This is a genomic window from Pseudomonas sp. ok266, assembly GCF_900110195.1.
GTDB lineage: Bacteria > Pseudomonadota > Gammaproteobacteria > Pseudomonadales > Pseudomonadaceae > Aquipseudomonas > Aquipseudomonas neuropathica.
Genome location: NZ_FOCU01000014.1, coordinates 16,884 through 41,831 on the forward strand (window position 1 = coordinate 16,884; position 24,948 = coordinate 41,831).

The following is a 24,948-nucleotide window of genomic DNA, read 5'->3' on the forward strand; positions in this document are numbered from 1 at the left end:
AGCCTAGCCATTGCCCAGCGACACCGGGAGTAACAAGATCGTCGCGAAACCCGGCAGCGGCGGCGTCATCCAGCGCCGCGCCCGGCCCACGCCGAAGGCCTGCACCTTGTCCGCCTGCGCCAATGCCTCCAATGCCCGCTGCACCTGGCGCTGACTATTGCCCAAGGCCAGTGCCAACGCCGAACTCGACCAAGCCTCGCCGTCGGCAAGCAAGGCCAGCAACGCCGCGTATTTGTCTTCAACCGGCAACGTCAGCAACGCAACGTCCTCAGCCACCAGCGCAAAGCCCCTTGGTGTTGCGGCGATATTCGCCAGCGGCTTCAGTGCCGCACGCAATCGGCCGATTTCGACCCGCAGGCGAGCACGGTGCGATTCATCCGTGAGGGGGAAACCAAAGGCTGTGGCGAACAGCGTTTCGCGCGCAACATCGTCCGGCCAGGCTTGCGCAAGTAATCGTGCGAGACTGAACAGCACCGGCCGCGTGGCCAGCGCCACCGTCATGCCGGCACCGCGCACGCTATAGCGGCAGGCATCGACGATCAGTGTCGACGAGTTGAACAAAGCTTCAACCTGAGCCAGATTCACTCGTTGCGCCTGACCGGCAACGATCAACCGCGCTGCCGGCGCAGCGAGCATGTGACAGGCGTGATCGACCTCGGCGCTCAGTGCGGCGATCCAGGCCTGTTGCGCCGCAGCCTGCGCTCGAGCCAGCGCCGCGCTGGCCTTGTGTGCCTGGACCCGACGCACGGCGATTCCGGCGGCGATCAACTCATGAGCAGTACGCAGCGTCGGCGGCAACGGCGCCGGGTCAGTTTCACCCAGCAACGTTTCGGCCTCATCCAGTTCGCCGATCAACAGCAACCGGCGAATCTGCAAATAGCGCGCGTGCGCCGCGTTCACGCCGTCACCGTGCTCCTGCAAGACCCGCCGCGCCGCCTCCAGCGCCTTCACCGGCCAGCCCAGATCCCGCGCTGCCAGCGCCACCTCGGCCTCGGCGACCACACAACGCGCCCGTGACAGCGGTTCATTGCTGCCGAACGCCTTTATCGCCCGTTGCAACAACGCCTTGGCGCGGGGCAGATCACCGAGCTGAGCCATGGCAATTGCGCGCAGGGCCAGCGCCGGCGGGTCCTCACGCAGAGCGACGTAGTTCAACGCGCCTAGCGGGTCACCGGCGGACAGCGCTCTGCCGGCAGCGTTGATCAGCGAATCCACGGTTCATTATTCCCCAATGGCTGAATCGTCAGCTGAGTCTAATACCTGGATTAACGGTCGACGTCGCGACACATTTGAGAGGGGATGAAAAACGCAAAGTGCGAGGGCGCGAATTCGCCTGGGCCATGGATGACATTTATTTCGAGGGGGAATGGCGCGGCGTACAAACACGATTCGCGCGCAACACCCCGGACCTCATCTTGCACCCGAATCTCAGACCGGAGAAATCGTTGCGAGCAGGCCGATCAGAATGGTCAGTGTCAGAAAGCCACCCAGAAAAAACGCCATCTTGTTCATGTTGCTCTCCTCAATGCTGAGCTTGCGGTGCACTGGGCGCTTCGGGATGAAGAACTGCCGCGAGTGCCGAACCGTGGGGCTATTTTGAGCGGATGACTGAGCTGGTAACAGAGGCAGATCCAGTGAAAAAATACGGATCAGATGCGCATCTGATCCGCATGGGCCATGGGCCGATATTCAGATCGCGGCACAAGGGTTCAATTTCGGCGAGGTTGATCTAGAGTCATTGCCGTCGCGACAACAACAAGAAAAATCCTGGAGTGAACATGACCGACCTGAACCTGCAACCCAACGTCGCCGCATCGCTGGGCAAATGGCACGAAATGATCCGCACCGGCGACCTCAGCGCCTTGCCCGGCCTGCTCGACCCGCAAGCCGTGTTCCGCTCGCCGATGGCCCACACGCCTTATCCGGGCGCGCCAGTGGTGTCGATGATCCTCAATACCGTGTTCGAGGTGTTTGAAGAGTTCACCTATCACCGTGAGCTGGCGACTGCCGATGGCTTGAATGTGATTCTGGAGTTCAGCGCCAAGGTGGGTTCGAAGGAGCTGAAAGGCATCGACATGATTCGCTTCGATGAGCACGGGAAGATTGTCGAGTTCGAGGTGATGGTTCGCCCGTTGAGCGGATTGCAGGCGTTGGGTGAGGAGATGGGACGGCGAATCGGCGCTTATCTGGCGTCCGCCAAAGCCATGTAGGAGCTGCCGCAGGCTGCGATCTGTTGATCTTGATGTTTCAAAAGCAAGATCAAGATCAAAAGATCGCAGCCTCGTTTCACTCGACAGTTCCTACAAAACTATTTGCCATAAAAAAGCCCACTGACCGTCGCCGGTTCAGTGGGCTTTGTGTGTCAGGCGTTTAGTTACAGCGCCATGTCACGTGCAGCGTTTTCCTTCGGAGCTTCAGCCTTTTCAGCTGCAGGTGCGGCCGGGGCAGCAGCCTGACCGATCACTGGAGGTGTCGGCAGTTCGAGGATCTTGGCGGTGTAAGCCCACTCTGCAGCCACTTTGGCTGGATCGTTGTTCAGCTGAGTGCCGTAGCTTGGAACGATCTGGTGCAGCTTGGTTTGCCACTCTGGGGTCGCGACTTTGTCTTTGAAGACTTTCTGCAGCACGCTCAGCATGATCGGTGCAGCGGTCGACGCGCCTGGCGATGCGCCCAGCAGGCCGGCGATGGAACCGTCTTGTGCAGCAACGATTTCGGTGCCCAGTTTCAGCACGCCGCCAGCGGCTTCATCACGCTTGATGATTTGCACGCGTTGGCCGGCTTGCCACAGGCGCCAGTCTTCGGCTTTGGCGTTCGGGAAGTATTCCTTCAGCGCGTTCAGACGGTCTTCATCCGACAGCATCAGTTGGCCAGCCAGGTACTCGACCAGCGGGTATTCCTTGATGCCGACCTTGGTCATAGGCCAGATGTTGTGGGTGGTGGTGCTGGTCAGCAGATCCAGGTACGAGCCTTCTTTCAGGAACTTGGTGCTGAAGGTCGCGAATGGGCCAAACAGGATGACGCGCTTGCCGTCCAGAACACGGGTGTCCAGGTGCGGAACGGACATCGGTGGTGCGCCAACCGACGCTTTACCGTAGGCCTTGGCCAGGTGCTGTTCAGCGATGGCCGGGTTATCGGTCACCAGGAACGAACCGCCAACCGGGAAGCCAGCGTATTCCTTGGCTTCAGGAATGCCCGACTTCTGCAGCAGGTGCAGTGCACCGCCGCCAGCGCCGATGAACACGAACTTGGCATCGGTTTCGGTTTTAGTGCCGTCTTTCAGGTTTTTGTAGCTGACGCGCCAAGTGCCATCGGCATTCTTGGTGATGTCCTGGACTTCGCTCGACAGTTTCAGATCGAAGTTAGGCTTGGTTTGCAGGTACGCAGCGAACTGGCGGGTGATTTCGCCGAAGTTCATGTCGGTACCCAGCGGGCTCCAGGTGGCCGCGATTTTCTGGTTCGGGTCACGCCCTTCCATCATCAGCGGGACCCACTTCTTGATCACAGCCGGGTCTTCGGAGTACTGCATGCCGGCGAACAGCGGGCTCGCTTGCAGGGCTTCGTAGCGCTTTTTCAGGAACTTGATGTTGTCATCGCCCCACACGAAGCTCATGTGCGGCGTGGTGTTGATGAACGAGCGAGGGTTCTTCAGAACGCCTTGCTGAACCTGCCAGGCCCAGAACTGACGGGAGACCTGGAACGCTTCGTTGATCTCGACGGCTTTCGGGATCGTCACGTTGCCTTTGTCGTCTTCCGGGGTGTAGTTCAGCTCAGCGAGCGCCGAGTGACCGGTACCGGCGTTGTTCCAGCCGTTGGAGCTTTCCAGGGCGACGCCGTCGAGGCGCTCGACCATTTCCATCGACCAGCTTGGCTCCAGCTCATTGATCCACACACCGAGGGTGGTGCTCATGATGCCGCCGCCGATCAGCAGGACGTCGACTTTCTTTGCTTCGTCAGCATTGGCGGATGTCATCCCCATCGCCAAAGCCAGACCCAGCAGGGCTGTGTTCACTTTCTTAAACATCTGTTGCACCTATGATAAAACGCCTTCCGCCCGCCGCTGTTATCTGTATGCGATCCGCTTTGATGACGCTCAGGCTCGCGTCGCAGATTCCGGCACACTTCAATTTTGACGGGTGGGCACACAAGGCCGACATGCTGCATCGACCTCAGTTAATGTCCCTTCTGAACTGACTTCTTATCATTATTGGCTTCAGCTACTTGAGCGACAGGGATTCCGTCGGCCCGCCCGAAGGCAGGCAAACCGAATAAGGTCAAACCAAGTTGGCGCGAAGAATATCACGTCAGGGCAAACCCGCGCGTCTGTTCCCGACTTGAGAGTCTTTTTCCGCTCAGGGACTTATCGGCCGCCAGTCGCTGAACATGACCCTCTGATGAGTGCGTCGACGCAAACCATCCTGCATTCAAGTGTAGTTGCCCAGACATTGAGCACTTTTGGGCAGTGCCTTGCTCAAGCATTATCTGCTACGTTGTACGACGACTGACAAATCAGTCGTCAACCCCATAACAACAAGGAAACAACCTCAATGACCAAGACCCGACTCCTGATCGGCTTTCTCTGTGCCTTCAACGGTTACGCCATGGCCGCCTCTGCCCCGGCGGAAAAAGACGTTGCCCAAGCGGTGGATCATCTGACCCAGGCGATGCTGCACAAGGACATCGCCGAACTGAACGCGCTCACCGCGCCCAACCTGACTTATGGCCATTCCAGCGGCAAGATCCAGGACAAGAAAGAGTTCATCGCCGACATCGAAACCGGCAAGAGCGCGTTCAAGACCCTGGAAATGCAGCACCAGACCATCACCCTGTCCGGCGACACCGCGCTGGTCCGCCACCACTTTTCCGCACAGGCGCTGAAGGGGACCGAGGTGGTGCCGACGGAGATCGAGAACTTTCAGATCTGGCAGAAGCAGCATGGCAAGTGGTTGCTGGTTGGGCGGCAGGCGTTCAAGTTCTGATTGTGGTGAATTTATCCAGCATTAGTGTTGGCTGAATTGACCTCTTCGCGAGCAAGCTCGCTCCCACTGTGTTCGGTGGCGCAGCGAATATTGCATTTACACCACGAAACCTGTGGGAGCGAGCTTGCTCGCGAAAGCGCTAGCCCGGCCAACACAAATACGATGGATTTCACCACTACAACCGAAACCGATCCACCGACTGCGCCAACTGCCCCGCCAGACTCGACAATTCATCCGTGGTATTCGCCGTTTGCCCGATCACCCGGCTGTTGCCTTCGGACATCCCGGCAATCATTTCCACCTGATGGGCAATCTCGTTACTGGCCTGGCTCTGCTCACCAATCGTGCGGGTGATGTCGTTGACCAGTTGCGTCGTGCTCAACGTCGCATCGAGAATTTCGCGGATGGCCCGCTCGACATCCGCCGTCACCGCCATGCCCTTGTCCACCTGCGCGACACCCGCCTCCATGCTGCTGACCGCCTCCCGGGTGCTGTGCTGAATGCGCGCGACCATCGCTGCGATTTCCTGGGTGGAAGCGCTGGTGCGCGCAGCGAGACTGCGCACTTCGTCCGCGACCACGGCAAAACCCCGACCCTGCTCGCCGGCCCGGGCCGCTTCAATGGCGGCGTTGAGCGCCAGCAGATTGGTCTGGTCGGCGATGCTCTTGATCACCTGAATGATGTTGAAAATGGCTTCGGATTCCTGATCCAGTGTGCGGATCACCTGTGCCGACTGTTGCGCGGAACGCGCGATATCGTCCATGTCGCTGACCACTTGATGAATAACTCCGCCGCCCTCTTTTGCCAAAGTTTCGGCTTGATTGGCCATGCTCAGGGCACGTTCGGCGTGGCGGGTGATTTCCTCGATGCTCGCGGTCATCTGGCTGGCGGCGGCGGCCATGGTGCCGGCGGCGACGCTTTGTTGCTGGCTGCTGTCGGCGACCTGATGGCAACCCTGACTGAGTTGTTCGCTCATGCCACTGACACCGTGAGCATTGCGCCGCACCACATCGATCATGTTGCGCAAGTCGCGCTGCATGGTTGCCAGTGTGCGTATCAGAGTACTGGCTTCGTCCTTGCCGGATGGCTCGGCAATCGGCTCGCTGAGGTTGCCGTGGGCGATGCTTTCGGCGATGCGACTGGCAGTCTTCAACGGCCCCATGATGCTCAGAATCACCCAGCGTCCCTGAATCAACAGCAGCACAAGACTGGCGATCAACACCACACCGAGCGCAACGTTGGCGCTGTGGATGGCTGATTCGGTTGCAGCGCTGGTCTGCCGCGTATTGGACTCGATCAACTCGCTCAACGCGGCCATTTGTTCTTCAAGCTGGCCAAACGCCGTGTTGAAGGTGCCCAGTTCCTGTTGAGCCGCATCAGGGTTGTCCAGCGCCAGCCCGACAATCCGTTCGCCCGCGTTGATGTAGGTATCGAGGCTCGGTTTGATCTGCTCCAGCGCCGTGCGCAATGCCGGATTGATCGGTAACTTGAGGTTTTCCTCGAGCACCTCACGAAAATGCCCGGCATGCTCGTTGATCGAATCGCGCACCTCGCTTGCCGTGCTGGTGCTTTTGCCCAGCCCGACCAGCATTGCCGAGTAGACATCGGCGCGCAGGGCGTCGTGCATCATGTCGGCTTCCATGTGGTTGCGCAGCGCGCTCATGCTGACCGCGTTATCGCTGACCGCCGAGGCCATCCGCTGATTGCCGACGTAACTGACCAGACTCACGATCAAGGCTGTCAGCAGACTTGTCACAATCAGCAACACTAAACGCAATTTGATCGACACCGGATCTTCCTCACTCATCACGCCCGTAAGCGCTTGTCAGCCTTCAGTTAAGCCTATTTGCGCAGGTCTGCCGCGCCAGAGCGTGTCAACCGGTGTCGGCATGCAGGCTTAACGCAGCAAAACTTTCGGATTGCGCGGCAAGTCTCACGTTGCAACGCAGCGGAAACGGCCTTCATCACCGGTTAATGTCGGCAGGCTATTGAGTCCGTCGCTCTGAACATTCGTACAGAAAAGGAAACGCCTATGAAACGCGCATTGTGGTTGGGTCTGCTCGGCACCTTCGCCATCGGCACCGCACAAGCGGCGACGGAAAAAGTTGCGATCAATCTGGTCAGCGCTGACAGCGCGCCGCAGGCGATCGGCTCGGTCACCATCAGTGAAACGGCGTATGGCCTGTTGTTCACGCCTGACTTGAAATCTCTGCCGGCCGGCGTGCACGGTTTCCACGTGCATGAAAACGGCAGCTGCGAGGCCGGCATGAAGGATGGCGTGAAAGGGGCCGCACTGGCGGCGGGCGGGCATTTCGATCCGCAAAAAACCGCCAAGCACCTCGGCCCTTACGCCGACGGCCATTTGGGTGACCTTCCGGCGATTTATGTGACTGCGGACGGCATCGCCAACTATCCGGTACTGGCGCCGCGCCTGAAGAAGATATCCGAGATCAAAGGTCACGCCCTGATGATCCACGCCGGCGGCGACAACCACGCCGACATGCCCAAACCACTGGGCGGTGGCGGTGATCGCATGGCCTGCGGGGTGATCTGACTCATTCCAGCGTGAAAGCGGGCAACCCGCCATGGCGTTGCCCGCGTCTGTTTTGCAATAACGCAGACTTTGCTGCGCCACGGAACTCCCGCCGCGCACGCCCCTCTCACATTATGTAATCCTTCCCTTTTTGCTTCGCGCTTGTGGAGGAACACCGTCATGCGCAAGTTAGTGCTCGTTTCTTCTTTACTCTTATGCCTGCCGGTCGGTTCGGCGTTGGCCCGCGTTGATGCGGGTGATGTCGCCACTTCGGCAGGTGTCTCCGCGTCGCTGTACTCGACCTTCAAGGATCACAAAATGGTGATTCCGGCCCGTGACGACTTGTCTGCATTTGTCGCCAGTGGCGGGGCCATTCGTGGGGTTTATCTTGAATCGGTGCTGCAACAGGCTCGCCAGGAAAATCCTGGACTCAATGCCAGTGATGAAGATCTGGCCAACGCGATTCTGGTGCATTACGAAGGCCTGAATCAGTAGCCGTCACGGAAAACGCAGCCGATGGATGGCTGCTGAAGGCGCATAGGCAAAACTGTCCGACGGCCTCTATGATGGAGGCCATGACGACTTCTGTGCCCTTGCGCTCCCCCTGCCCGCCCGGCGCCTGCATTTGCGGGCGCGATCCGTTGCTGGAGACGCCCGGCGCGGATTTGCGCATCCTGCGGCTGACCCGAGAGGAAGAAAAACGCCTGCTCGCTCGCCTCGAAATGCTCAAGGACCTGAATGACCTCAAACATCTGCAACAGCGCATGTTCGAGCAATTGGGGATTCGCGTCGACGTCGCTCCCGGTTTCAACGAAGTGCGCACCATGCGCGGGATCGCTATTCAAATCGACGAGTTACCGGGCCTGTGCCGCAAGACACGTGCAGCGATCCCGGCCGCCATTCGCCGCGGACTGGAAAACCACCCGGAAATCGCCTTCGAATTGCTCAACGCTCACGACTTGCTACGCGACACCTGATCACTTTTTCAGCCCCAGGCGTTTGCGCATTTCGGCGGTGATGCTCTGGCGGGTTTTCTTCATGTCGGCCCACGGCTCGTCACCGACCTCAGCCAACCGCTCATGAACGTTGTGCACGTTCCACTGATTGCCGCCCTTGAGCTCGGCGACCTCTTCGCGAAACAACGGCACCGAAACCGGCAAGCCTTCGCGGGTGCGCGCGGCGTAAGCGCAGATAGTGGTGGCGCCCAGACCGTTGCGCAGGTAATCGATAAAGATCCGCCCGACGCGGTTTTTCGGCCCGGACACCGCAGAAAAGCGCTCCGGCAACAGCTTGGCGATATGACTGACGATGGCGTGGCTGAAGTCCTTGACCTCGTCCCAACCGAGTTTGCGGGTCAGCGGCACCACCAGGTGAATACCCTTGCCGCCGCTGGTTTTGAGAAACGCCTTGAGGCCCAGTTCATCAAGTACGGTCAATGTCAGTGCCGTCGCTTCGACCATGCTTTTCCATGGCAGTGCCGGATCCGGATCGAGGTCAAGAACGAAGCGATCGGGCTTGTCCAGATCGACCGTGGTCGCGTTCCAGGTGTGCAGTTCGACGGTGCTCATCTGTACCGCGCCGATCAGCGCCTCGGCATTGTTGATCAGCATCACCGGTTGCCCGGTGACGTTTTTGTCCAGCGTGGTAATGCCGGGGATCGCCAGGCGTTCGGCGTTCTTCTGGAAAAACAACTCACCGGCGATGCCGTCCGGCGCGCGCACCAATGCCACCGGACGATCCTTGAGCTGCGGCAGAATCCATTCGGCAACGCTGGTGTAATACTCGGCCAGTTGCATCTTGGTGGTGCCGCTGACCGCGTCGATCACGCGATCCGGGTGAGTGATGCGCACCTTGCCGTTGGCCAGTCCGAGCTGCGACGGCGCGGTTTCTGCGCTGCTCGCCGGGGCTTTTTTCGGCGCTTTCTTCGTGGCTGATTTCTTCGCTGCAGTCTTCACCGGTTTCGCTCGCTCCTCAGTGATTCCCTTGGCCGGTTTGTCATCGCGCAAGCCATGGAACACGGCGTGGCGCACTGAACCGTCCTTGGTCATTTCGGCGAATGCGACTTCCGCCAGCAGTTTCGGCTTGAGCCAGTGCACGCCTTTGACCTCGAAGCCGCTGGGTGGATTGACCACCGCCGCCTTCTTCACCTGCAACGGTTTGAGTTGAGCCAGAATGCTTTTCAACGTCGACTCGTTGAAACCGGTGCCGACTTTGCCGGCGTAGCGCAACTCGCCGCTGTCGCGGTCATGCAGCCCCAGCAACAACGCGCCGAAGGCACTGCGCGAACCTTTCGGATCGGTGTAACCGACGACCACGAATTCCTGGCGGTGTTTGCACTTGAGCTTGATCCAGTCGCCGCTGCGCCGCGACACATAGGGCGAACCAAGGCGTTTGCCGATCAGGCCTTCCATCTGCATCTGGCAGGCGCTGTTGAGCAGGGCGTCCGGGGTTTCGTCGAAGGCCTCGGAGAAGCGCAACAACGGTTGCTCATGACTGCCGAGCACCGTGGCCAGCGCGGCGCGACGTTCCTCGACCGGCACTTCACGCAGGTCGACACCGTTGAGATACGGCAGATCGAACAGGTAGTAGAGAATGTTGCCGCTGCTTCCAGCTTCAAAAGCATTTTGCAGGGCCTGAAAGTCCGGTACGCCGTTTTCGTTGGCGACAACCATTTCGCCGTCGAGCCATGCGGATTCCAGCCCCAGCGCGGCCACTGCTTTGGCTTGTTGCGGCAACTTGTGCGTCCAGTCATGTCCGTTGCGGGTGAACAGTTGCACCTGATCATGATCGATGCGCGCCATGATCCGGTAGCCGTCGAACTTGATCTCGTAGCTCCACTGCCCTTCCGGCGCGCTGTCGACCAGCGTGGCCAGTTCCGGCTTGAGTTGCGTCGGCAATTTGGCCTTGTGCGCGCCGGTGAGCTTGCCGCTCGCGGGCTTGCGGGTTTTCGCCGCAGGTTTCTTCAGCGGTTTGCTTTGCTCGGCGGCCAGTTTGGGTTTGCCCACTATCGTGCGTTCGCTCAGGACACTGTCCGGCTCGGCCAGCAGCACGTCGTAATCATCCTGCGGCCGCGCGGCATCGTCCTGATGCTTGATCAGAAACCATTGTTCCTTCTTGCCCGGCATGTGCGTGCGCACCAGATTCCAGACACCGCCGAGCTTTTCGCCTTGCAGCTCGAACTTGAGTTTGCCCTTTTCGTAGGCCTTGTGCGGATCTTCCAGCGGAATCCACACGCCACGATCCCAGACGATCACATCACCGGCGCCGTAGTGCCCTTGCGGAATGTTGCCCTCGAACGTTGCGTAATCCAGCGGATGATCCTCGACATGCACCGCCAGCCGCTTGACCTTGGGGTCGAGTGACGGCCCTTTCGGCACCGCCCAGCTTTTCAAGGCGCCATCGAGTTCCAGGCGAAAGTCGTAATGCAGGTGTGAAGCGTCGTGCTTCTGGATGCAGAACTGCAAAGCATGCTCGGCAGCGGTTTTACCTCCCGAGCGCTTGACGGCAGCCGGTTCCGAGGTCGCCGAAAAATCGCGCATGCGGTTGTAGTCGTCGAGGTTCCTGTTCATCGTGCACCTGCCTTGTTTCAGCCCATTCGGGTCACGGTCAGCGCCACCACTGCGATGCGGTCGACCCGTTGATAGCCGGGGTTGAGCAGTTCTTCGCCAAAAACATCCGGGTCGAGTTCGCGGTACGTCCAGCCGAAGCGTTTTTCATCGAGGCGCGGCAGCACGGTGTCGAGAAACGGATCACGACCATCGACCATCGCCACACCGGTGTAGAGAAGCAGCGAGCCACCAGGCGCCAATCGATTCAAGGCCTGTTCGACGATACGCAGCGAAAGCCCTGCCCCCAGCGTCCCGCCACCGTGGCGATAGGCGCGTTCCGCCGGGTCGGCCATGTACGGCGGGTTGGCGACGATCAGGTCGAACTCGCCGTCGACGCCCTGCAGCAGATCACTGGCACGCACTTCAACGTTGGCGACTTCCGCCAGTGCCGCATTGATCGCAGTCAGACGCAACGCCGCAGGGTTGATGTCCAGCGCCAGCACCTCTGCCTCGCGACGGGCCCGGCCGATCAGAATCGCACCGACGCCAGCGCCGCAGCCGATGTCCACCGCGCGATGAATCGGCGCGAAGTTCTGCTGCAGGTGGGCGTGGATCAGTTGCGCGAAACGGTAGGTGTCGGGGCCGAAAAACACCGCGTCAGCGGCCTCGGTGGGAAATGCCGAATGGACGAACAGCAAATCATCCAGGCTCGACCAGCGCACCCGACTCTTCAGCTCACCTTCGTAGTGATCAATGATCTGTGCGTCTTGCAGTTGCCGCTGTTCATCGGCTGACAACAACCCCGGCGTGAAAGGACGCGACCAGCCGAACACATCGCGCAAAGAGTCGGCCATCTGGCCCTCGTCACGCTGGTTGACCCGTTGATGGGTCAACGGCGTCGGCGTGGTGAACCGATATCCGTCTGCCAACAAGCGCCGGCCCAATTGCAGCAGCACGAGGTCGTTGGGGCAGAGTTGTTCTTCCTGATTCATCGGCGGTGTCCTTAAGGCAAGCGGGATTTGAGTTCGATAAAACGCCGGGTGGCGAGCAGCCCGGCCGGGTGTGCATGGCGGGCCGGGGCGAGCCAGGGGATCAGAATCGCCATTTGCGCCGAGGCATCCTGACCTTGCAGCGCGGTGTTGAGCGCCTGTACGTCGGGATCCTGTGCAAGCCCTTCGATGGGCGCTGCGGTCTGACTGTGCCGCCGAACGGGTTTCGCTTTATCCGACGGCGTCCAGTCGCCGGCAATCCAGTCGTGCACCAGTTGTTTTTCGTAGGCATTGAACACGCCGAACATCGCCGCACCGTCGCCCGCGATCAGTTGCCAAAAACGGCTGGCCTGCGGGTCTTCGTGGCGCTTGATCCAGCCCTTGTTCTGCAACGCTTGGAGGAAACCGGGCAATTGCTCGGGTGCAGCCAGCCACTGATTGACGGTCTGCCCTTCGAAACGGCAGTAATCGGAGTGCATGTGTTGGGCAAACGGGCACTTGCGCTCGAGCATCGCCAGCAATTGCTGCTCAAGGTCGAAGCCTTCAATGATTGCGCGGCTGCCCTGCCCCAGATCGTTGAGCCGATAGCCCAGCGCTACCCGGCGCAGAAACTCAGCGCGATCGGCCTCGAGCGGCAGCAGGTCAAGCGTCGCCTGCACGGCTTTTTGCGCATGGCCGGTGCTGGCGTTGTCGATGGTCACGTGCAGGGTGAAATAGTATGGATCGATCCCCAGTTCACTGAGTTCGTAACTGCTGATCAACAGGTGCAACGGCAGTTGTTCGTAGCCGAGGTTGTAGCCGATCACCTCGGGCAGATAATCAGCACCACAGACACCGAGGGCCAGTTGTATCGCGCCTTGCAGGTAGCGTTCATCGTCGATGGCGCTGCTGTCCTGCAGATCGTGCTCGGCGAGCAATTTCTGATAAATCACCACGTGGTTCTGCGCCGGATTGCCTTCGCCCAGCTCTTCCAGAAAGGTTCGCAGCAGGCCCTGGAAACGTGGGTCCTGCCAGCGCGGCAACAGACCATAGAGCCAGGCGCCGTCGACCAGTTTGGTCGGTGCCACCGCTTGCAGGAAATACAGCGCCTGCGCCTTGCCACGGAAAAATTGCCGAGGCCCGCCGGCCTTGCGCTGCTGCAGATAGTCGGCGTATTGCCGGGCGACATCGGCGCAATGTTCGGCCACCCAGGCGTGCCACGTTGCCGGGTCTTCAGGCAACACATCGGCAAGTTGCGCGGCATGTTGCAGTTGCTCCTGCAAAAACGCCTGCGCAAGGTCCTGGGAATCGTCATCGCGCAACAACGCTTCATAGACCTGCCGCATGTTCCCGGCGGCGTTCATCAGGTGCGGTTGGGCAGGCGCGGCTTGCAGGGGTGTCAGGACAGTCATGGCAAAATTCTCGGTCGGTTGGCAGGGCGCTGTTCCACACGCCTCTACAGCAGCAGAGAGGCGGCGCCTGCGAAAAATTCAATCGACGTGAAAATTGCCCGGACGGACGGCGAAGCAGCTCCTTGACGGAGCTGCGGGTGGTTATGATTTTTTGCCGTTACATCAGGCCTGGCCTTTGGCCTGCTGCTCCAGATGCACCTGCAAATCCGGGTCGATCCGCAAGGCTGCTGCCAGTTCATCCAGATAGCTGCGCTCGGCGTCCTGTTGGTCATCCACGAGGATCACGCTGACCAGATACATTTCAGCGGCCATGGCCGGATCGCCTTTGGCCGCCTGCGCGACTTCGTTGGCGTCCAGCGGTTTCGAGACTTCGTCCTCAAACCATTGCTGCAATTGTGGGTCGTCGGTGTGTTTGCTGATTTCCCCACTGATCATCTGTTGTTCCCGGGCGTCGATCTCACCGTCAGCCTTGGCCGCCGCGATCAACGCGCGCAATACAGCGTGGCTGTGCTCCTCGACTTCCGGGCCGGCAAGCAGATTGGCCGTCTGCGGGATTTGTTGCGGTGCCGCGCTGGCCTGGCTGCGTTGCCACGCCTGATACGCCTGGAACGCCATCATGCCCAGCGACGCCAGCGCCGCATAATTGGTCCCGCCGGAACGATTTTGCGTGCTGCCCCCGCCGCTCAGCGCCCCACCCAAAGCGCCGCCAAGTCCACCACCGGCACCGCCGCCGAGCAAACCACCGAGCAAGCCGCCCAAGCCGCCAAGTCCACCGGCAGATCCGCCGCCGCTGGCCGCGCCCGAGCCGCCACCGAGCAGTCCGCCCAGCAACCCACCTAAACCACCCAAACCATCGCCAGCAGACGCTGAAGATTGTTGTCCCGCCGAGGCTTGGCCTTGCAGCAGTTTTTCGAGCAAATCGTTGGTGTTCATGACGTTATCCTCAGGCATTGGCAGTGACTGCGTCTGGCAACGATAGACCCCTTAAGCCATAGCGCCAGCACCGTTTGGCTGACGCTCGAAGCCTTGACGGATTTCGCCCGCGTATTTTTTCGCCGGCCAGCTAAGATTGATCAGTGGTGAACCTTATCCCGGCCAGACCGGTCGATAGCTGCAACCCCGACCCGGTTTGCCGGCGCCCTGCTACTCAAGGGTGATACCCGGCTTGCTTCACTTTCTGGAGAACGCCCCCGTGATATCGACCGTACACATCGCCAGGCTCAAAGCATGGGGCGCCCATGGTTTTACCGCGACTGGCGTGGTCACAGCCTTCCTGGCCACCCTCGCCCTGCTGGAAAACCAGCCGACCCATTGCCTGATGTGGCTGGGCGTGGCGCTGATTGTCGACGGCCTCGACGGCGCACTGGCGCGCAAGGTCAACGTGCAATCGGTGCTGCCGAGTTTCGACGGTTCGATCCTCGATCTGGTGATCGATTACCTGACATACGTGTTCATCCCGGCGCTGTTCATCTATCGCTACATTCCGTTGCCCGACTACACCCTGCTGCTGACCGTGTCGCTGATTCTGGTGTCGTCGCTGTTCTGCTTCTGCAACGTCAACATGAAGAGCAAGGACAATTACTTTGTCGGCTTTCCGGCGGCGTGGAATGTGGTCGCACTGTGCCTTTACATCATTGGACCGGGGCCGTGGATCACCTTCCTGACCGTGATCGGCCTGGCGTTGCTGACGGTGACGCGAATGAAGTTCCTGCACCCGTTCCGCGTGCGCCGGTTCATGCCGATCAACATTGCGGTGACGGCGATCTGGCTACTGTGCAGTTTGTCGCTGGTGCTCAACCACCCGGTGATCAACCCGTTGGTGATGGGCTTGTGGTTGCTGATGTCGGCGTACTTTCTGGGGATCTGCATCTGGCGCACGGCGCTGGAGTGGTTTGATCGGCCGCAGGTGAAATAGGCTCCAGAACCCAACACAAATCCATTGTAGGAGTGAGCCTGCTCGCGATAGCGGTCTGTCAGCTGAATATTTTTTACTGAAAGACCCCTATCGCGAGCAGGCTCACTCCTACAGGGATCGCAATAGATTCGAAAGTCGGGGGTGAATCAGCGCTTAGTAATCACCACCTCCAGATACTCGCTCGGCACTACCAGCGAACCCTCTCCCGCCCGATTCAACCGATTGAGCAGATCCGCCAGATCACTCTCCAGCGCCTGCCCGCTCTCCGGCGGTAATGCCGCAAAGGCCTTGTGCACCGGCCCGTACCAATGGCGAAAGATGTCGATGAAATGCGCCGCCGAGCGATAGCGGAAATTGAAATCGCGCCGTGTCACCCGCAGCAGAAAATCACGGTCATCGAAATGTTTGTGCAGCCAGGCATCGGAGCCCCAATTCGAGGGAGGCTGGGCACCAGCCGGCGGTGGCAGATGCCGGCCCAAAACCTTGAACATCTGCCCAACAAAACCTTCCGGCGTCCAGTTGGCCAGACCTATCCGCCCACCACGGCGACAAACCCGGCCCAACTCGGCCGCAGCCGTGTCCTGATCCGGCGCGAACATCACACCAAAGGTCGACAGCACCGCGTCGTAACTCTCATCGGCGAACGGCAGTGCCTCAGCATCGGCAACCTGAAACGTCACGTCCAGATGCTCCGCCCGGGCCCGATCCTGGCCGCGTTCCAACAAAGCCGCGATGTAGTCGGTCGAGGTGACTTGGCAGCCACGGCGCGCCGCCGCCAGCGTCGCATTACCGTTGCCGGCAGCGACATCCAGCACCTCTTCATCGCACCGCAGGTCACAGGCTTCGGCAAGGTTTTCGCCGACGATTTGCAACGTCGTGCCAATCACGGCGTAGTCGCCACTGGCCCAGGCGACTTTCTGGCGTTCCTTCAGGGCTGTCAGATCAATCGGGGTACTCATAAGAGTGAACTCCGCTGCGGGTGGGGTCGGTAATCATTCGGCCGTCGTCGGATCGATGACCGTCATCACTCGCGCCACACTGTTGGCAGGAAATCCTCCAAGCCTGGCGTGTTCGCGTACCTGCTCTTCGTCAGGCGCGATGTACACGCAATAGATTTTGTCGGCGGTGACATAACTCTGTAGCCACTGCACCTGTGGCCCAAGTTCGCGCAACACCTGGCAGGACGTTTGTGAGACGTTTTTGAGTTCGGCTTCGGACAGCTTCCCGGCCCCTGGAATCTCGCGTTCAATCACGAATTTCGGCATGGCAACCTCGCGCTCTTGTTATGGGGCAAGGCCGGCTGTGACCCTGCTCAGGCACTATCGCGCCGAGACCGCTCGGCGTCCCTGCCAATCGTCTGGCAACCCCGTAAAACCGCGGGTTTGCCGATGAGCGGTGGAAATCTGTAAAGCGTCTGGAACACCTGGAAGATTGCCAACGTTCGAGGATTGGTTTCTGATGCCCGCTCGCTTCTGGAACGGACTCTACCGATGTCACTGAAACTCGATTGGCTCGCGCATCACATGCACCACAGCGACCGTTATGCTCAATGGATCCACCAGCAATTCCCCTACGAATACATCGACCAACCCCTGGCTGAATGGCAGCGTGAATTTGCCGAGGGCCAAGGCAATGGCGACTGGTCTTGCCTGATCGCCATGGACGGTGAACGCCTGGTCGGCGGCGCGGCGCTGGCACGCGATGACCTCGCCCTGCGCCCTGATCTTGGTCCTTGGCTGGCCTGCGTGTTCGTCAGTCCTGAAGCGCGCGGGCAAGGCCTGGCAGAACGCTTGATTGCAGGGATTTGTCAGGAGGCGAAAGAGTGCGGGTTTGCGCGTTTGTATCTGCATACGCAGTCCAAGCAGGACTACTACGCCAAACGCGGCTGGCAAGTCCTGGAGCGTTTTCGCGCCTGGGACAATGAACAATGGCTCATGGTCCGCGACCTCTGAGCTAGTGGTTTGCTGATCACGCCGCAGGCGCCTTAGCCTCCTCCAGCAACTGCTGGATCATCTGCTCCTGCGCCTCGTAGCGACCTTCACCGAAGTGGCTGTAACGCACCTGCCCCTTGGCGTCGATCAGGTAATGCGCCGGCCAGTACTGGTTATCGAAGTTACGCCAGATCGCGTAGTTGTTGTCGATGGCCACCGGGTAGGTGATGCCGAGCTTTTTCACCTGGTCCTTGACGTTGTCGATGATCCGCTCGTAGCCGTATTCCGGGGTGTGCACGCCGATCACCACGAGGCCGTCCTTCTCGTACTTCTTCGCCCAGTCCTTGACGTACGGCAGGGTGTGCTGGCAGTTGATGCAGTCGTAGGTCCAAAAGTCCACCAGCACCACTTTGCCGCGCAGGGCGTCTGCGTTCAGTTCAGGCGAATTCAACCATTGCACGGCGCCAGCGAGTGACGGCATCGCACCTTTGCCCTCCTCCATCGGCGAGTCCGCGCGGACTTTGCTGATGAAGTAGTCGACCACTTTCGGCACGTTTTCCAACACGCGTTTTTCGACACTGGCGACGCCTTCGGAGGAGGTGTTGGCCAACAAGGTTTTATCGACGCCGGTGGCAATCACCGCTGCCGTCGCCAGTACCGCAACCCCGGCACCACGACGCAACCAACCGGTGAACGGGATCGACGGTTTCAAACGGTTGACCAGCCCGCGCCCGGTGAAGATCAACGTGCCCAGCGACAACGCACTGCCGGCGCCGTAGGCCAGCAGCAACAGGCTGGTCTGCGCGTTGGCGCCTTGCAGCATGGCACCGGTGAGAATCACCCCGAGAATCGGTCCCGCGCACGGTGCCCAAAGCAGACCGGTGGCCACGCCGAGCATGATCGAACCCATCGGCCCGGCCTTTTTCCGGGTGTCCGGGTCCAGACGATTGCCGAGCATCACCAAGGGGCGTGTCAGCCAGCCGCCGATGCGCGCCGAGATCAGCGACAGGGCGAACACGCTCATCACGACCAGCGCGACGTACCGGCCACTGTTGCTGGCCTGGATCACCCATTCGCTGCTGACCACGGCGAGGCTGGAGATCAGCGCGAAGGTCAGGGCCATGCCGCCGAGGGTCAACAGTATCGAAGCGCGACTGCGTTGAGCGCCGGCAAACAGAAACGGCACCACCGGCAAAATACAGGGGCTGAGCACGGTCAGCAGACCGCCGAGAAATGCGATGAGGTACATAGTGAGTCACCCTTGATCAATGATTGTGACGAGCCGTTCAGACGCTCTGGCTTTCCAGCCATTGGCTCTGCGGCGTACGGCTGGCGCCGTTCTCGGCAAACATCTGCCCTTGTGGCGTGCGGCTGGAGCCGTCCGCTGCAATCAGGCCGTCGCTGCCCTGCTGGGCCACCGGCGTCAGTTGGAAGCAGGTGCTGCTGTGGCAGCTATGCTGTTCAACCGCAGCGTTGGCATGGGCGGCGACGCCGGCCAGGGAGAAAGCAATGGCGGTGAATAAGCGCGCGACGTTGTTCATGGTGTTGTTCCTTCTATGAAGAGTTGGCTTGGTGGCCTTTGTTGGCCTGGTTGCCGTTGATGGCTTGGTTGCCGTTGGTGACTCAGTTGTCGTTGTTGCAGCCGTCGGCAAATTTGCTGTAATCGAGTACGCGGGTTTTGCCGGCAGAATCGAGGTAGGTCATGCGCGCCTCGACGATGCCGCAGGACACCGAGTCGCCCTGTTTCAGCGAGATCACTTTCTGGATATCCAGGTGGGTGCCGTAGGTGTAGGTTTGCGCGGTGACAGCGGCTTCGGCCCGGGCCGAGAGCGTGCAGATGTTCAGCGCGGCAAACAGGCAGGCGGCGATTACGGATTTGTTGTTCATGGCGTTTCCTCAAGGCTTCAGTGGGGTTTGAGCCGAGGCGATCTGTGTGGGCCTCGATGGAGCCTATTTGAGGCTCGCGAGGTATCGCCTCTGTGTCAGGAACAGGCGCGTTTCAATCGCTGTGTATCCTTGCCATCGGGGGATACACAGCGATACAAAACCCTGAAAAAATCGCGTTTTTGCGTCCCCGTGTATCCGTTGTGACGGCAGATACACTGCAATACAAAGGCAGGCAGGCGGCCCACCGCAGGCTCGATACACTGCACGGCAGTCCCTTTTGATAGAGGTTTGCACCGATGGATCATGTCGATCACATTCTCATCGTCGACGACGACCGCGAGATCCGTGAACTGGTGGGCAACTACCTGAAGAAAAACGGCCTGCGCACCACGGTGGTCGCCGATGGCCGGCAGATGCGCAGCTTTCTCGAAGCCAACACTGTCGACCTGATCGTGCTCGACATCATGATGCCCGGCGACGATGGCCTGCAGCTGTGCCGCGAACTGCGGGTGGGCAAACACAAGGCCACGCCGGTCCTGATGCTGACCGCGCGCAACGATGAAACCGACCGCATCATCGGCCTCGAAATGGGCGCCGATGATTACCTGACCAAACCGTTCGCCGCCCGCGAATTGCTCGCACGGATCAACGCTGTGCTGCGCCGCACGCGCATGCTGCCGCCGAATCTGGTGGTCACCGAGGCCGGGCGCTTGCTGGCTTTCGGCCGGTGGCAACTGGACACCTCGGCCCGTCACCTGCTGGACAAGGACGGCACCATGGTCGCCCTCAGCGGTGCCGAATATCGCTTGCTGCGGGTCTTTCTCGATCACCCGCAACGGGTGCTCAGCCGCGACCAACTGCTCAATCTGACCCAGGGCCGCGACGCCGATCTGTTTGACCGCTCGATCGACTTGCTGGTCAGCCGTTTGCGTCAGCGCCTGCTAGATGATGCGCGCGAGCCGGCTTACATCAAGACCGTGCGCAGCGAAGGTTACGTGTTCTCACTGCCGGTCGAGATTCTCGGGGCCCCGGCATGAGCATCAATCTGCACTGGCCGCGCACCCTCGCCTCGCGCCTGTCGCTGATTTTCCTGATCGGCCTGTTGCTCGCTCAGGCGCTGTCGTTCGGTGCGCAGTATTACGAGCGTTACCAAAGCGCCAAGAACACCATGCTCGGCAATCTGGAAACCGACGTCTCGACCTCGATTGCGATCCTTGATCGCTTGCCTGCCGAAGAGCGCCCTGCCTGGCTCGAGCGTCTGGCGCGAAAGAATTATGGCTACCTGTTGAGCGAAGGCGAACCGGGCACACCGATCGAGGCCAGTGATGTGCCGGTGGCGGTCACCTCGATCACCGAAGCCATCGGTGAACGTTATCCGCTGACCTTCACCGATATTCCCGGGCCGAAGAAACACTTTCAGGGCCATTTGCGCCTGAGCGACGGCAGCCCGGTGACCATCGACGTGCGTCCCGCCATGGTCCCGCTATCGCCCTGGTTGCCGGCGGTTCTGCTCGGCCAACTGGCGTTGATGATCGCCTGCACCTGGCTGGCCGTGCGTATCGCGATCCGTCCGCTGACCCGTCTGGCCAACGCCGTGGAAACCCTCGACCCCAACGCCCACCCGATCAACCTCGACGAAAGCGGCCCGAACGAAGTGGTCTACGCAGCACGGGCGTTCAACACGATGCAGGCGCGCATTGCCGCTTATCTCAAGGAACGCATGCAACTGCTGGCGGCGATTTCCCATGACCTGCAAACGCCGATCACGCGGATGAAACTGCGCGCCGAACTCATGGACGATTGCGCCGAGAAAGACAAACTGTGGAATGACCTCAACGAGATGGAACACCTGGTTCGCGAAGGCGTGGCGTATGCGCGCAGCATCCATGGTTCGACCGAAGAAAGCCGCCGCACCAATATGGATTCCTTCCTCGAAAGCCTGGTGTTCGACTATCAGGACATGGGCAAGCAGGTGCAACTGGTCGGCAAGAGTGCGGCGGTCATCGACACCCGTCCTCATGCGTTGCGCCGGGTTCTGGTGAACCTGACCGACAACGCACTGAAATTTGCCGGCGCCGCCGAAGTCTGGGTTGAAGCCAACAAAGGCAACCTGGCGATCACCGTCATGGACCGCGGCCCGGGCATCGCCGACGCCGAACTGGCGCAGGTGCTGCAACCGTTCTACCGCGTGGAAAACTCGCGCAATCGCGATACCGGCGGCACCGGGCTGGGACTGGCGATCGCCCAGCAACTGGCCATGGCGCTCGGTGGTTCGCTGACGTTGAGCAATCGCCAGGGTGGCGGGTTGTGCGCGGAACTGAAGCTGCCGCTGCATCCATAAACGCTTTAACGGCGCCTGTTTAAACGCTACCGACCAGTACCGGTCGGTGGCCTGCACACCGCCGCGCCAATGCCTACAACTTCATCAGAATCCACTGACTGTGCGCCTTGGCTGATGCGCTTATGGTTGTGTTGCCCGTTTCGCACTGTTCACCATTGGTCGCCACTGTCAGATCTGACAGTAGCAAGTCAGCGCCGGGCTACGGTTCCATGACAATTGGCCCAACCTGTCGAGGCGCAACATGACTCTGCTCGAATCCGTTACCCACGTGTGTACGCGCCTGGCGCCCGGCGGCTGGCATTCGCTGATGCTCGCCCACGGCCTGGACTTGCTGGCTGAACCGCTGGCGGCGGAACTGCACAAGCCCCTGAAAATCGACCGGTCAATACCCGGATTTACCGATTTCGCAACGACCGGCAGCCGGGCGATCGAGGCTGGCGCACCGGCGCACAGCCTGCTGTATCACGCGCTGGCCTCGCCAAACGTGCTCAGCGATGAAAACGGCCGGACACTACAGCTGTTTCCCACTGCCGCCGAGATCGAGACCGTGCTCGACTATGTCTACAGCGTCAGTCCGCCCACGCTCGACAGCCTGCGCCACAAAGCCCGGGGCGCGCCGTTAGCGGTGGTCGCGTTTGCCAGTGAATATCGCTGCGCCGCCGACACCGTGCATGGCCGGCATGCCGACCTGTGCTTCTCGCGTACCGGTATCGCCCGCGTCGGCACCGCCCCCCCGTGCTATGACGCAACGCTGCGCAGTTTCCTGCCCTTCGTCGACGATGACCCGCACGGCATCCGGGTGATGCCAGTGCGCTACAGCGCCTACATTGCCGTGCAACTCAAGGGCGATGCCGAGCGCTTCGGGCCGATGGATTTTCAGGTGGACCTCGACCCCGGACTGGATTTCTGGGTGCCCGTGCACAAGCTGTTCAATGGTTCGCAGTGTCTGGAGGGTCTGAACCTGACGGTGACGCTGGGCAACCACCAGATCAACGAAAAACTGCGGCATGTCCATTTGCGCCACAGCGGTACCGGTTGGCAGGAACCGCAGATCAGCCAGCCACCCTTCGTCGTCACGGAAAATCTTGCGCATTGGGCCTCGACTGTAGATCTCGGCCCCGGTCTGCTGGTGCCTGAAGCCAGAGCCCGGCTGGTTGCGCCCGTCGAATATCAAGGGCAGCCCTTGTCCTTTGTGCTGCCGGCCAATACCGGCGGCATGGTGCACGGACGTCACCGGGTCGAAGCGGATGGCAGCATCGAAGACCTGAACGAGCATGAAGGTGTCGAGGCGTTGGTACGTCAGGGCGGTTATCGCGCCTTGCATTATCAGGACGGCACTGCCGATGGCTGGGTGTTGCCACGCTGCCCGATGCTGGAAAACCATTTGCCGGCCGTCGCCGCCTATTCGCTGATCGGCCCTCCGGACTTCTATCCGTTATGCAGTCAACGCAAGCTGTTGCACTGGGTCAGCGACGAACCAGCGTTACCAAGTGCCGGTCTCTGGCACGCCCGACTTGAAGCGCTCTCCAACGTACGCTACTGCGCCAACCTCGATCTGCAGGATCAACTGTTCACCCCGACTGACCGTGGGGTGAGCGCCATCGTTGCCCTCGCCGATCAAACCGACACGGTGCAATCCATTGCCCCGCTACCACCGTCATCGCGGCCGACCTCGCTGCCCGACGGCGCCGCCGGGGTGTTCGGGCCTGGCTGGGAGGTCGGCTGGGTTCGCCAGCGCACGGCAGACGACGAATGGATCAACGTCCTCGCCGGCTATCAGATGGCCAGCCCGTTTCCCGAGGATGCGAAGATCTGCGCAGCGCTAGGTTCTTTCTGGCCTGGCGTGGCACCGGATTCGGCACGGGTCTTTGAGCCGCGCTCGACGCTGCACAGCATCATTCCCCTGACCGATGAGGAAATCGGCATGGGCGGCGTGGCCTGGGATAATCAGCGCGGCCCGCAACTGATCACTCAAGACGATCGGCTGATCGTCCAGTACCACGCGTACGCCCATGCCGATTACACACAGGTGGCCCTCGATGGCCAGTTCTCCCTGAGCACGACCGGCCACACTGCGCAAACCATCTATCAGCAGCGCGTGCGTTCGATGTATCGCGTGTACCGTGCGCTCGGCGCCGCCAGCGATAAATCCCTGCGCAATGCCTGGCCACTGTTGTCGTTCGTTGACGTGCAGCGGCCGAACGCGGAACTGGACAGCGCGCAGGCGCAAGCCGGGCAGCTCCTCGACGGCTGGGTGCAGCGCTTTTTGCTGTACAAGCGCGGCGCCGTGCAGATCCCTGCAAGTGATTTCAGGTTGCGCCACGTCGAAGTCGAAGAGTTGGTGATCTTGCTGCTCAGCGCCGATGCAATCCTGATCAAACGCGACACCCTGCCATGGCGGGTCGCCCATGAAACATTTTGATGTTGTGGTCGTCGGCGCCGGCCCTGCGGGCTGCGCAACGGCAATCAGTTGCGCCCGTCACGGGCTGCGCGTGGCCTTGATCGAACGGCAGGCGTTCCCGCGGTTTCGCCCCGGCGAAAGCCTGCATCCGGGCATCGAACCGCTGCTCCGACAACTGGGGGTCGCCGAGCAGCTATGTGGCCGCGGGGCCCGGCGCTTTGACGGCCACTGGGTGCACTGGAACGGTGTACCGCGCTTCAATGCCTTTGGCGCCGATGATCGCGGCGCCTGGCAGGGTTTTCATCTGGAGCGGGCGCAACTGGACGCGACGTTACTGGCGCAAGCGGCCACGTTGGGGGTGGAGATCAGTCAGCCCTGCCGGGCACGGCGAGTGCTGACTCAGGCCAATCGGGTGATCGGCGTGGAGACCGACAGCGCACGCCTTTACGCGACCTGCCTGATCGATGCCAGTGGCGCTTGCGACTGGCTCGCTCGCCAACTCGGTCTGCCGGTTCGCCACTGTTCACCGCCGCTGGTGGCGCGTTACGGCTACTTGCAAGGTCACAGCGCAACCTATGCAACAACCGCGCACTTGCTCGCCGATCCTGACGGATGGACCTGGATCGCCCAGGTTGAGCCGCAGTTGCTGCACTGGACGCACCTGACGTTCGAGAACAACAAGCGCTCGACGAGGCTTCCCGAGACCCTGCAAGCATTGCCAGCCGTAGGGCGGATACGCGGCGCCGATGTAACCTGGCGCATCACCCCGGCCGTCACCGGTGCTGGTTATTTTCTGGTGGGCGATGCTGCCAACCGGCTCGACCCGGCGTCCTCCCACGGCGTGCTCAAAGCGTTGATGAGCGGTATGCAAGCCGCGCAAGCCGTAGCGGATGGTCTGCGCCAACCGGCCTTGCAAACAGCGGCGCAGGCGCAATATCGCCAATGGCTGAACGCTGGATTCGCACGCGATGTGGCGCACCTGCGCGACTTCTATCGTCTGCATCCCTGCCCGCCGTCGTGGCTGCCTGCCGCATGA

General features: G+C 60.7%; 23 protein-coding genes and 1 pseudogene. 11 read left to right on the plus strand and 13 right to left on the minus strand.

The window, feature by feature from the left end; translation table 11 throughout:
* Positions 1-3 precede the first annotated feature (3 nt).
* Positions 4-1,215 (minus strand): helix-turn-helix domain-containing protein, encoded by a 1,212-nt coding sequence (locus tag BMY54_RS24215; protein ID WP_093438905.1) that lies wholly within the window; start codon positions 1,213-1,215, stop codon positions 4-6.
* A gap of 563 nt (positions 1,216-1,778) precedes the next feature.
* On the opposite strand from BMY54_RS24215, the gene BMY54_RS24225 reads away from it, so the two are divergent.
* Positions 1,779-2,210, plus strand: a complete 432-nt coding sequence (locus tag BMY54_RS24225; RefSeq protein WP_093438913.1) for a nuclear transport factor 2 family protein — start codon at positions 1,779-1,781, stop codon at positions 2,208-2,210.
* 164 nt (positions 2,211-2,374) lie between these two features.
* On the opposite strand, the gene mqo is transcribed toward BMY54_RS24225, so the two are convergent.
* Complete coding sequence (gene mqo / locus BMY54_RS24230) at positions 2,375-4,021, minus strand: malate dehydrogenase (quinone) (RefSeq protein WP_093438917.1); 1,647 nt, start codon at positions 4,019-4,021, stop codon at positions 2,375-2,377.
* A 523-nt stretch (positions 4,022-4,544) separates the two neighbouring features.
* Between mqo and BMY54_RS24235 the strand changes: the two genes are divergently transcribed.
* Positions 4,545-4,976 carry a nuclear transport factor 2 family protein gene (locus BMY54_RS24235; protein ID WP_093438922.1) on the plus strand — a complete coding sequence of 144 codons (432 nt, stop codon included), beginning with the start codon at positions 4,545-4,547 and terminating at the stop codon, positions 4,974-4,976.
* 175 nt (positions 4,977-5,151) lie between these two features.
* On the opposite strand, the gene BMY54_RS31405 is transcribed toward BMY54_RS24235, so the two are convergent.
* Both BMY54_RS31405 and BMY54_RS31410 read right to left on the minus strand, forming a co-directional pair.
* A complete protein-coding gene (locus BMY54_RS31405) occupies positions 5,152-6,015 on the minus strand; it encodes a methyl-accepting chemotaxis protein (protein WP_371857955.1) in 864 nt (287 codons plus the stop codon).
* Positions 6,010-6,783, minus strand: a pseudogene (locus BMY54_RS31410) (MCP four helix bundle domain-containing protein); the annotation flags it as partial. The gene BMY54_RS31405 and the pseudogene BMY54_RS31410, both read right to left, overlap by 6 nt.
* Before the next feature lie 225 nt (positions 6,784-7,008).
* Between BMY54_RS31410 and sodC the strand changes: the two are divergent.
* The 3 genes from sodC to BMY54_RS24255 all read left to right on the plus strand — a co-directional run bounded on the left by sodC (position 7,009) and on the right by BMY54_RS24255 (position 8,486).
* Positions 7,009-7,530: a superoxide dismutase family protein gene (gene sodC, locus BMY54_RS24245; protein ID WP_093438926.1), complete on the plus strand. Its 522-nt coding sequence runs from the start codon at positions 7,009-7,011 to the stop codon at positions 7,528-7,530.
* A 159-nt stretch (positions 7,531-7,689) separates the two neighbouring features.
* Entirely contained in the window at positions 7,690-8,004 is a 315-nt protein-coding gene (locus BMY54_RS24250) for a DUF2388 domain-containing protein (RefSeq protein ID WP_093438930.1), read from the plus strand.
* An 80-nt stretch (positions 8,005-8,084) separates the two neighbouring features.
* Positions 8,085-8,486 carry a hypothetical protein gene (locus BMY54_RS24255; RefSeq protein ID WP_175559657.1) on the plus strand — a complete coding sequence of 134 codons (402 nt, stop codon included), beginning with the start codon at positions 8,085-8,087 and terminating at the stop codon, positions 8,484-8,486.
* Here the strand turns inward: BMY54_RS24255 and ligD are convergent, their stop codons facing one another.
* The 4 genes from ligD to BMY54_RS24275 form a co-directional block, all read right to left on the minus strand.
* Positions 8,487-11,078: a DNA ligase D gene (ligD, locus tag BMY54_RS24260; RefSeq protein ID WP_093438937.1), complete on the minus strand. Its 2,592-nt coding sequence runs from the start codon at positions 11,076-11,078 to the stop codon at positions 8,487-8,489.
* Positions 11,079-11,095: 17 nt separating this feature from the next.
* Positions 11,096-12,049, minus strand: a complete 954-nt coding sequence (locus BMY54_RS24265) for a methyltransferase (RefSeq protein ID WP_093438941.1) — start codon at positions 12,047-12,049, stop codon at positions 11,096-11,098.
* Between the two features lie 11 nt (positions 12,050-12,060).
* Entirely contained in the window at positions 12,061-13,437 is a 1,377-nt protein-coding gene (locus BMY54_RS24270) for an iron-containing redox enzyme family protein (protein ID WP_093438945.1), read from the minus strand.
* Positions 13,438-13,599: 162 nt separating this feature from the next.
* On the minus strand, positions 13,600-14,370 hold the full coding sequence (locus tag BMY54_RS24275) for a tellurite resistance TerB family protein (protein WP_093438950.1): 771 nt from the start codon (positions 14,368-14,370) through the stop codon (positions 13,600-13,602).
* A gap of 259 nt (positions 14,371-14,629) precedes the next feature.
* On the opposite strand from BMY54_RS24275, the gene pcsA reads away from it, so the two are divergent.
* Complete coding sequence (pcsA, locus tag BMY54_RS24280; protein ID WP_007919592.1) at positions 14,630-15,352, plus strand: phosphatidylcholine synthase; 723 nt, start codon at positions 14,630-14,632, stop codon at positions 15,350-15,352.
* A 146-nt stretch (positions 15,353-15,498) separates the two neighbouring features.
* On the opposite strand, the gene BMY54_RS24285 is transcribed toward pcsA, so the two are convergent.
* Together BMY54_RS24285 and BMY54_RS24290 are read right to left on the minus strand one after the other, a co-directional pair.
* Positions 15,499-16,311, minus strand: a complete 813-nt coding sequence (locus BMY54_RS24285) for a class I SAM-dependent methyltransferase (RefSeq protein ID WP_093438955.1) — start codon at positions 16,309-16,311, stop codon at positions 15,499-15,501.
* Between the two features lie 33 nt (positions 16,312-16,344).
* Entirely contained in the window at positions 16,345-16,617 is a 273-nt protein-coding gene (locus BMY54_RS24290; protein ID WP_093438958.1) for a DUF4242 domain-containing protein, read from the minus strand.
* A gap of 225 nt (positions 16,618-16,842) precedes the next feature.
* On the opposite strand from BMY54_RS24290, the gene BMY54_RS24295 reads away from it, so the two are divergent.
* Complete coding sequence (locus BMY54_RS24295) at positions 16,843-17,304, plus strand: GNAT family N-acetyltransferase (RefSeq protein ID WP_093438962.1); 462 nt, start codon at positions 16,843-16,845, stop codon at positions 17,302-17,304.
* 16 nt (positions 17,305-17,320) lie between these two features.
* Here BMY54_RS24295 and BMY54_RS24300 read toward each other — a convergent pair whose 3' ends face one another.
* From BMY54_RS24300 to BMY54_RS24310, 3 genes are all read right to left on the minus strand, one after another.
* Entirely contained in the window at positions 17,321-18,532 is a 1,212-nt protein-coding gene (locus BMY54_RS24300) for a cytochrome c biogenesis protein DipZ (protein WP_093438965.1), read from the minus strand.
* Between the two features lie 37 nt (positions 18,533-18,569).
* A complete protein-coding gene (locus BMY54_RS24305) occupies positions 18,570-18,824 on the minus strand; it encodes a hypothetical protein (protein WP_093438968.1) in 255 nt (84 codons plus the stop codon).
* A gap of 82 nt (positions 18,825-18,906) precedes the next feature.
* Positions 18,907-19,170: a DUF2790 domain-containing protein gene (locus BMY54_RS24310; RefSeq protein WP_093438972.1), complete on the minus strand. Its 264-nt coding sequence runs from the start codon at positions 19,168-19,170 to the stop codon at positions 18,907-18,909.
* A 296-nt stretch (positions 19,171-19,466) separates the two neighbouring features.
* Here BMY54_RS24310 and BMY54_RS24315 point away from each other — a divergent pair, with 296 nt between their 5' ends.
* The 4 genes from BMY54_RS24315 (at position 19,467) to BMY54_RS24330 (ending at position 24,948) form a co-directional block, all read left to right on the plus strand.
* Positions 19,467-20,207: a response regulator gene (locus tag BMY54_RS24315; RefSeq protein ID WP_007919579.1), complete on the plus strand. Its 741-nt coding sequence runs from the start codon at positions 19,467-19,469 to the stop codon at positions 20,205-20,207.
* A complete protein-coding gene (locus BMY54_RS24320) occupies positions 20,204-21,511 on the plus strand; it encodes a sensor histidine kinase (protein WP_093438977.1) in 1,308 nt (435 codons plus the stop codon). Before BMY54_RS24315 ends, BMY54_RS24320 begins: the two co-directional genes overlap by 4 nt.
* Positions 21,512-21,752: 241 nt before the next feature.
* Entirely contained in the window at positions 21,753-23,933 is a 2,181-nt protein-coding gene (locus tag BMY54_RS24325; RefSeq protein ID WP_093438982.1) for a hypothetical protein, read from the plus strand.
* Complete coding sequence (locus BMY54_RS24330; protein WP_093438985.1) at positions 23,920-24,948, plus strand: NAD(P)/FAD-dependent oxidoreductase; 1,029 nt, start codon at positions 23,920-23,922, stop codon at positions 24,946-24,948. The genes BMY54_RS24325 and BMY54_RS24330 overlap by 14 nt, the downstream gene beginning before the upstream one ends.

Coding starts and splice junctions, on each gene's coding strand:
- BMY54_RS24225 (WP_093438913.1), top strand. CDS start 1,779: ATGACCGACCTGAACCTGCAACCCAACGTCGCCGCATCGCTGGGCAAA.
- mqo (WP_093438917.1), bottom strand. CDS start 4,021: ATGTTTAAGAAAGTGAACACAGCCCTGCTGGGTCTGGCTTTGGCGATG.
- BMY54_RS24235 (WP_093438922.1), top strand. CDS start 4,545: ATGACCAAGACCCGACTCCTGATCGGCTTTCTCTGTGCCTTCAACGGT.
- BMY54_RS31405 (WP_371857955.1), bottom strand. CDS start 6,015: ATGCAGCGCGACTTGCGCAACATGATCGATGTGGTGCGGCGCAATGCT.
- sodC (WP_093438926.1), top strand. CDS start 7,009: ATGAAACGCGCATTGTGGTTGGGTCTGCTCGGCACCTTCGCCATCGGC.
- BMY54_RS24250 (WP_093438930.1), top strand. CDS start 7,690: ATGCGCAAGTTAGTGCTCGTTTCTTCTTTACTCTTATGCCTGCCGGTC.
- BMY54_RS24255 (WP_175559657.1), top strand. CDS start 8,085: ATGACGACTTCTGTGCCCTTGCGCTCCCCCTGCCCGCCCGGCGCCTGC.
- ligD (WP_093438937.1), bottom strand. CDS start 11,078: ATGAACAGGAACCTCGACGACTACAACCGCATGCGCGATTTTTCGGCG.
- BMY54_RS24265 (WP_093438941.1), bottom strand. CDS start 12,049: ATGAATCAGGAAGAACAACTCTGCCCCAACGACCTCGTGCTGCTGCAA.
- BMY54_RS24270 (WP_093438945.1), bottom strand. CDS start 13,437: ATGACTGTCCTGACACCCCTGCAAGCCGCGCCTGCCCAACCGCACCTG.
- BMY54_RS24275 (WP_093438950.1), bottom strand. CDS start 14,370: ATGAACACCAACGATTTGCTCGAAAAACTGCTGCAAGGCCAAGCCTCG.
- BMY54_RS24285 (WP_093438955.1), bottom strand. CDS start 16,311: ATGAGTACCCCGATTGATCTGACAGCCCTGAAGGAACGCCAGAAAGTC.
- BMY54_RS24290 (WP_093438958.1), bottom strand. CDS start 16,617: ATGCCGAAATTCGTGATTGAACGCGAGATTCCAGGGGCCGGGAAGCTG.
- BMY54_RS24295 (WP_093438962.1), top strand. CDS start 16,843: ATGTCACTGAAACTCGATTGGCTCGCGCATCACATGCACCACAGCGAC.
- BMY54_RS24300 (WP_093438965.1), bottom strand. CDS start 18,532: ATGTACCTCATCGCATTTCTCGGCGGTCTGCTGACCGTGCTCAGCCCC.
- BMY54_RS24305 (WP_093438968.1), bottom strand. CDS start 18,824: ATGAACAACGTCGCGCGCTTATTCACCGCCATTGCTTTCTCCCTGGCC.
- BMY54_RS24310 (WP_093438972.1), bottom strand. CDS start 19,170: ATGAACAACAAATCCGTAATCGCCGCCTGCCTGTTTGCCGCGCTGAAC.
- BMY54_RS24315 (WP_007919579.1), top strand. CDS start 19,467: ATGGATCATGTCGATCACATTCTCATCGTCGACGACGACCGCGAGATC.
- BMY54_RS24320 (WP_093438977.1), top strand. CDS start 20,204: ATGAGCATCAATCTGCACTGGCCGCGCACCCTCGCCTCGCGCCTGTCG.
- BMY54_RS24325 (WP_093438982.1), top strand. CDS start 21,753: ATGACTCTGCTCGAATCCGTTACCCACGTGTGTACGCGCCTGGCGCCC.
- BMY54_RS24330 (WP_093438985.1), top strand. CDS start 23,920: ATGAAACATTTTGATGTTGTGGTCGTCGGCGCCGGCCCTGCGGGCTGC.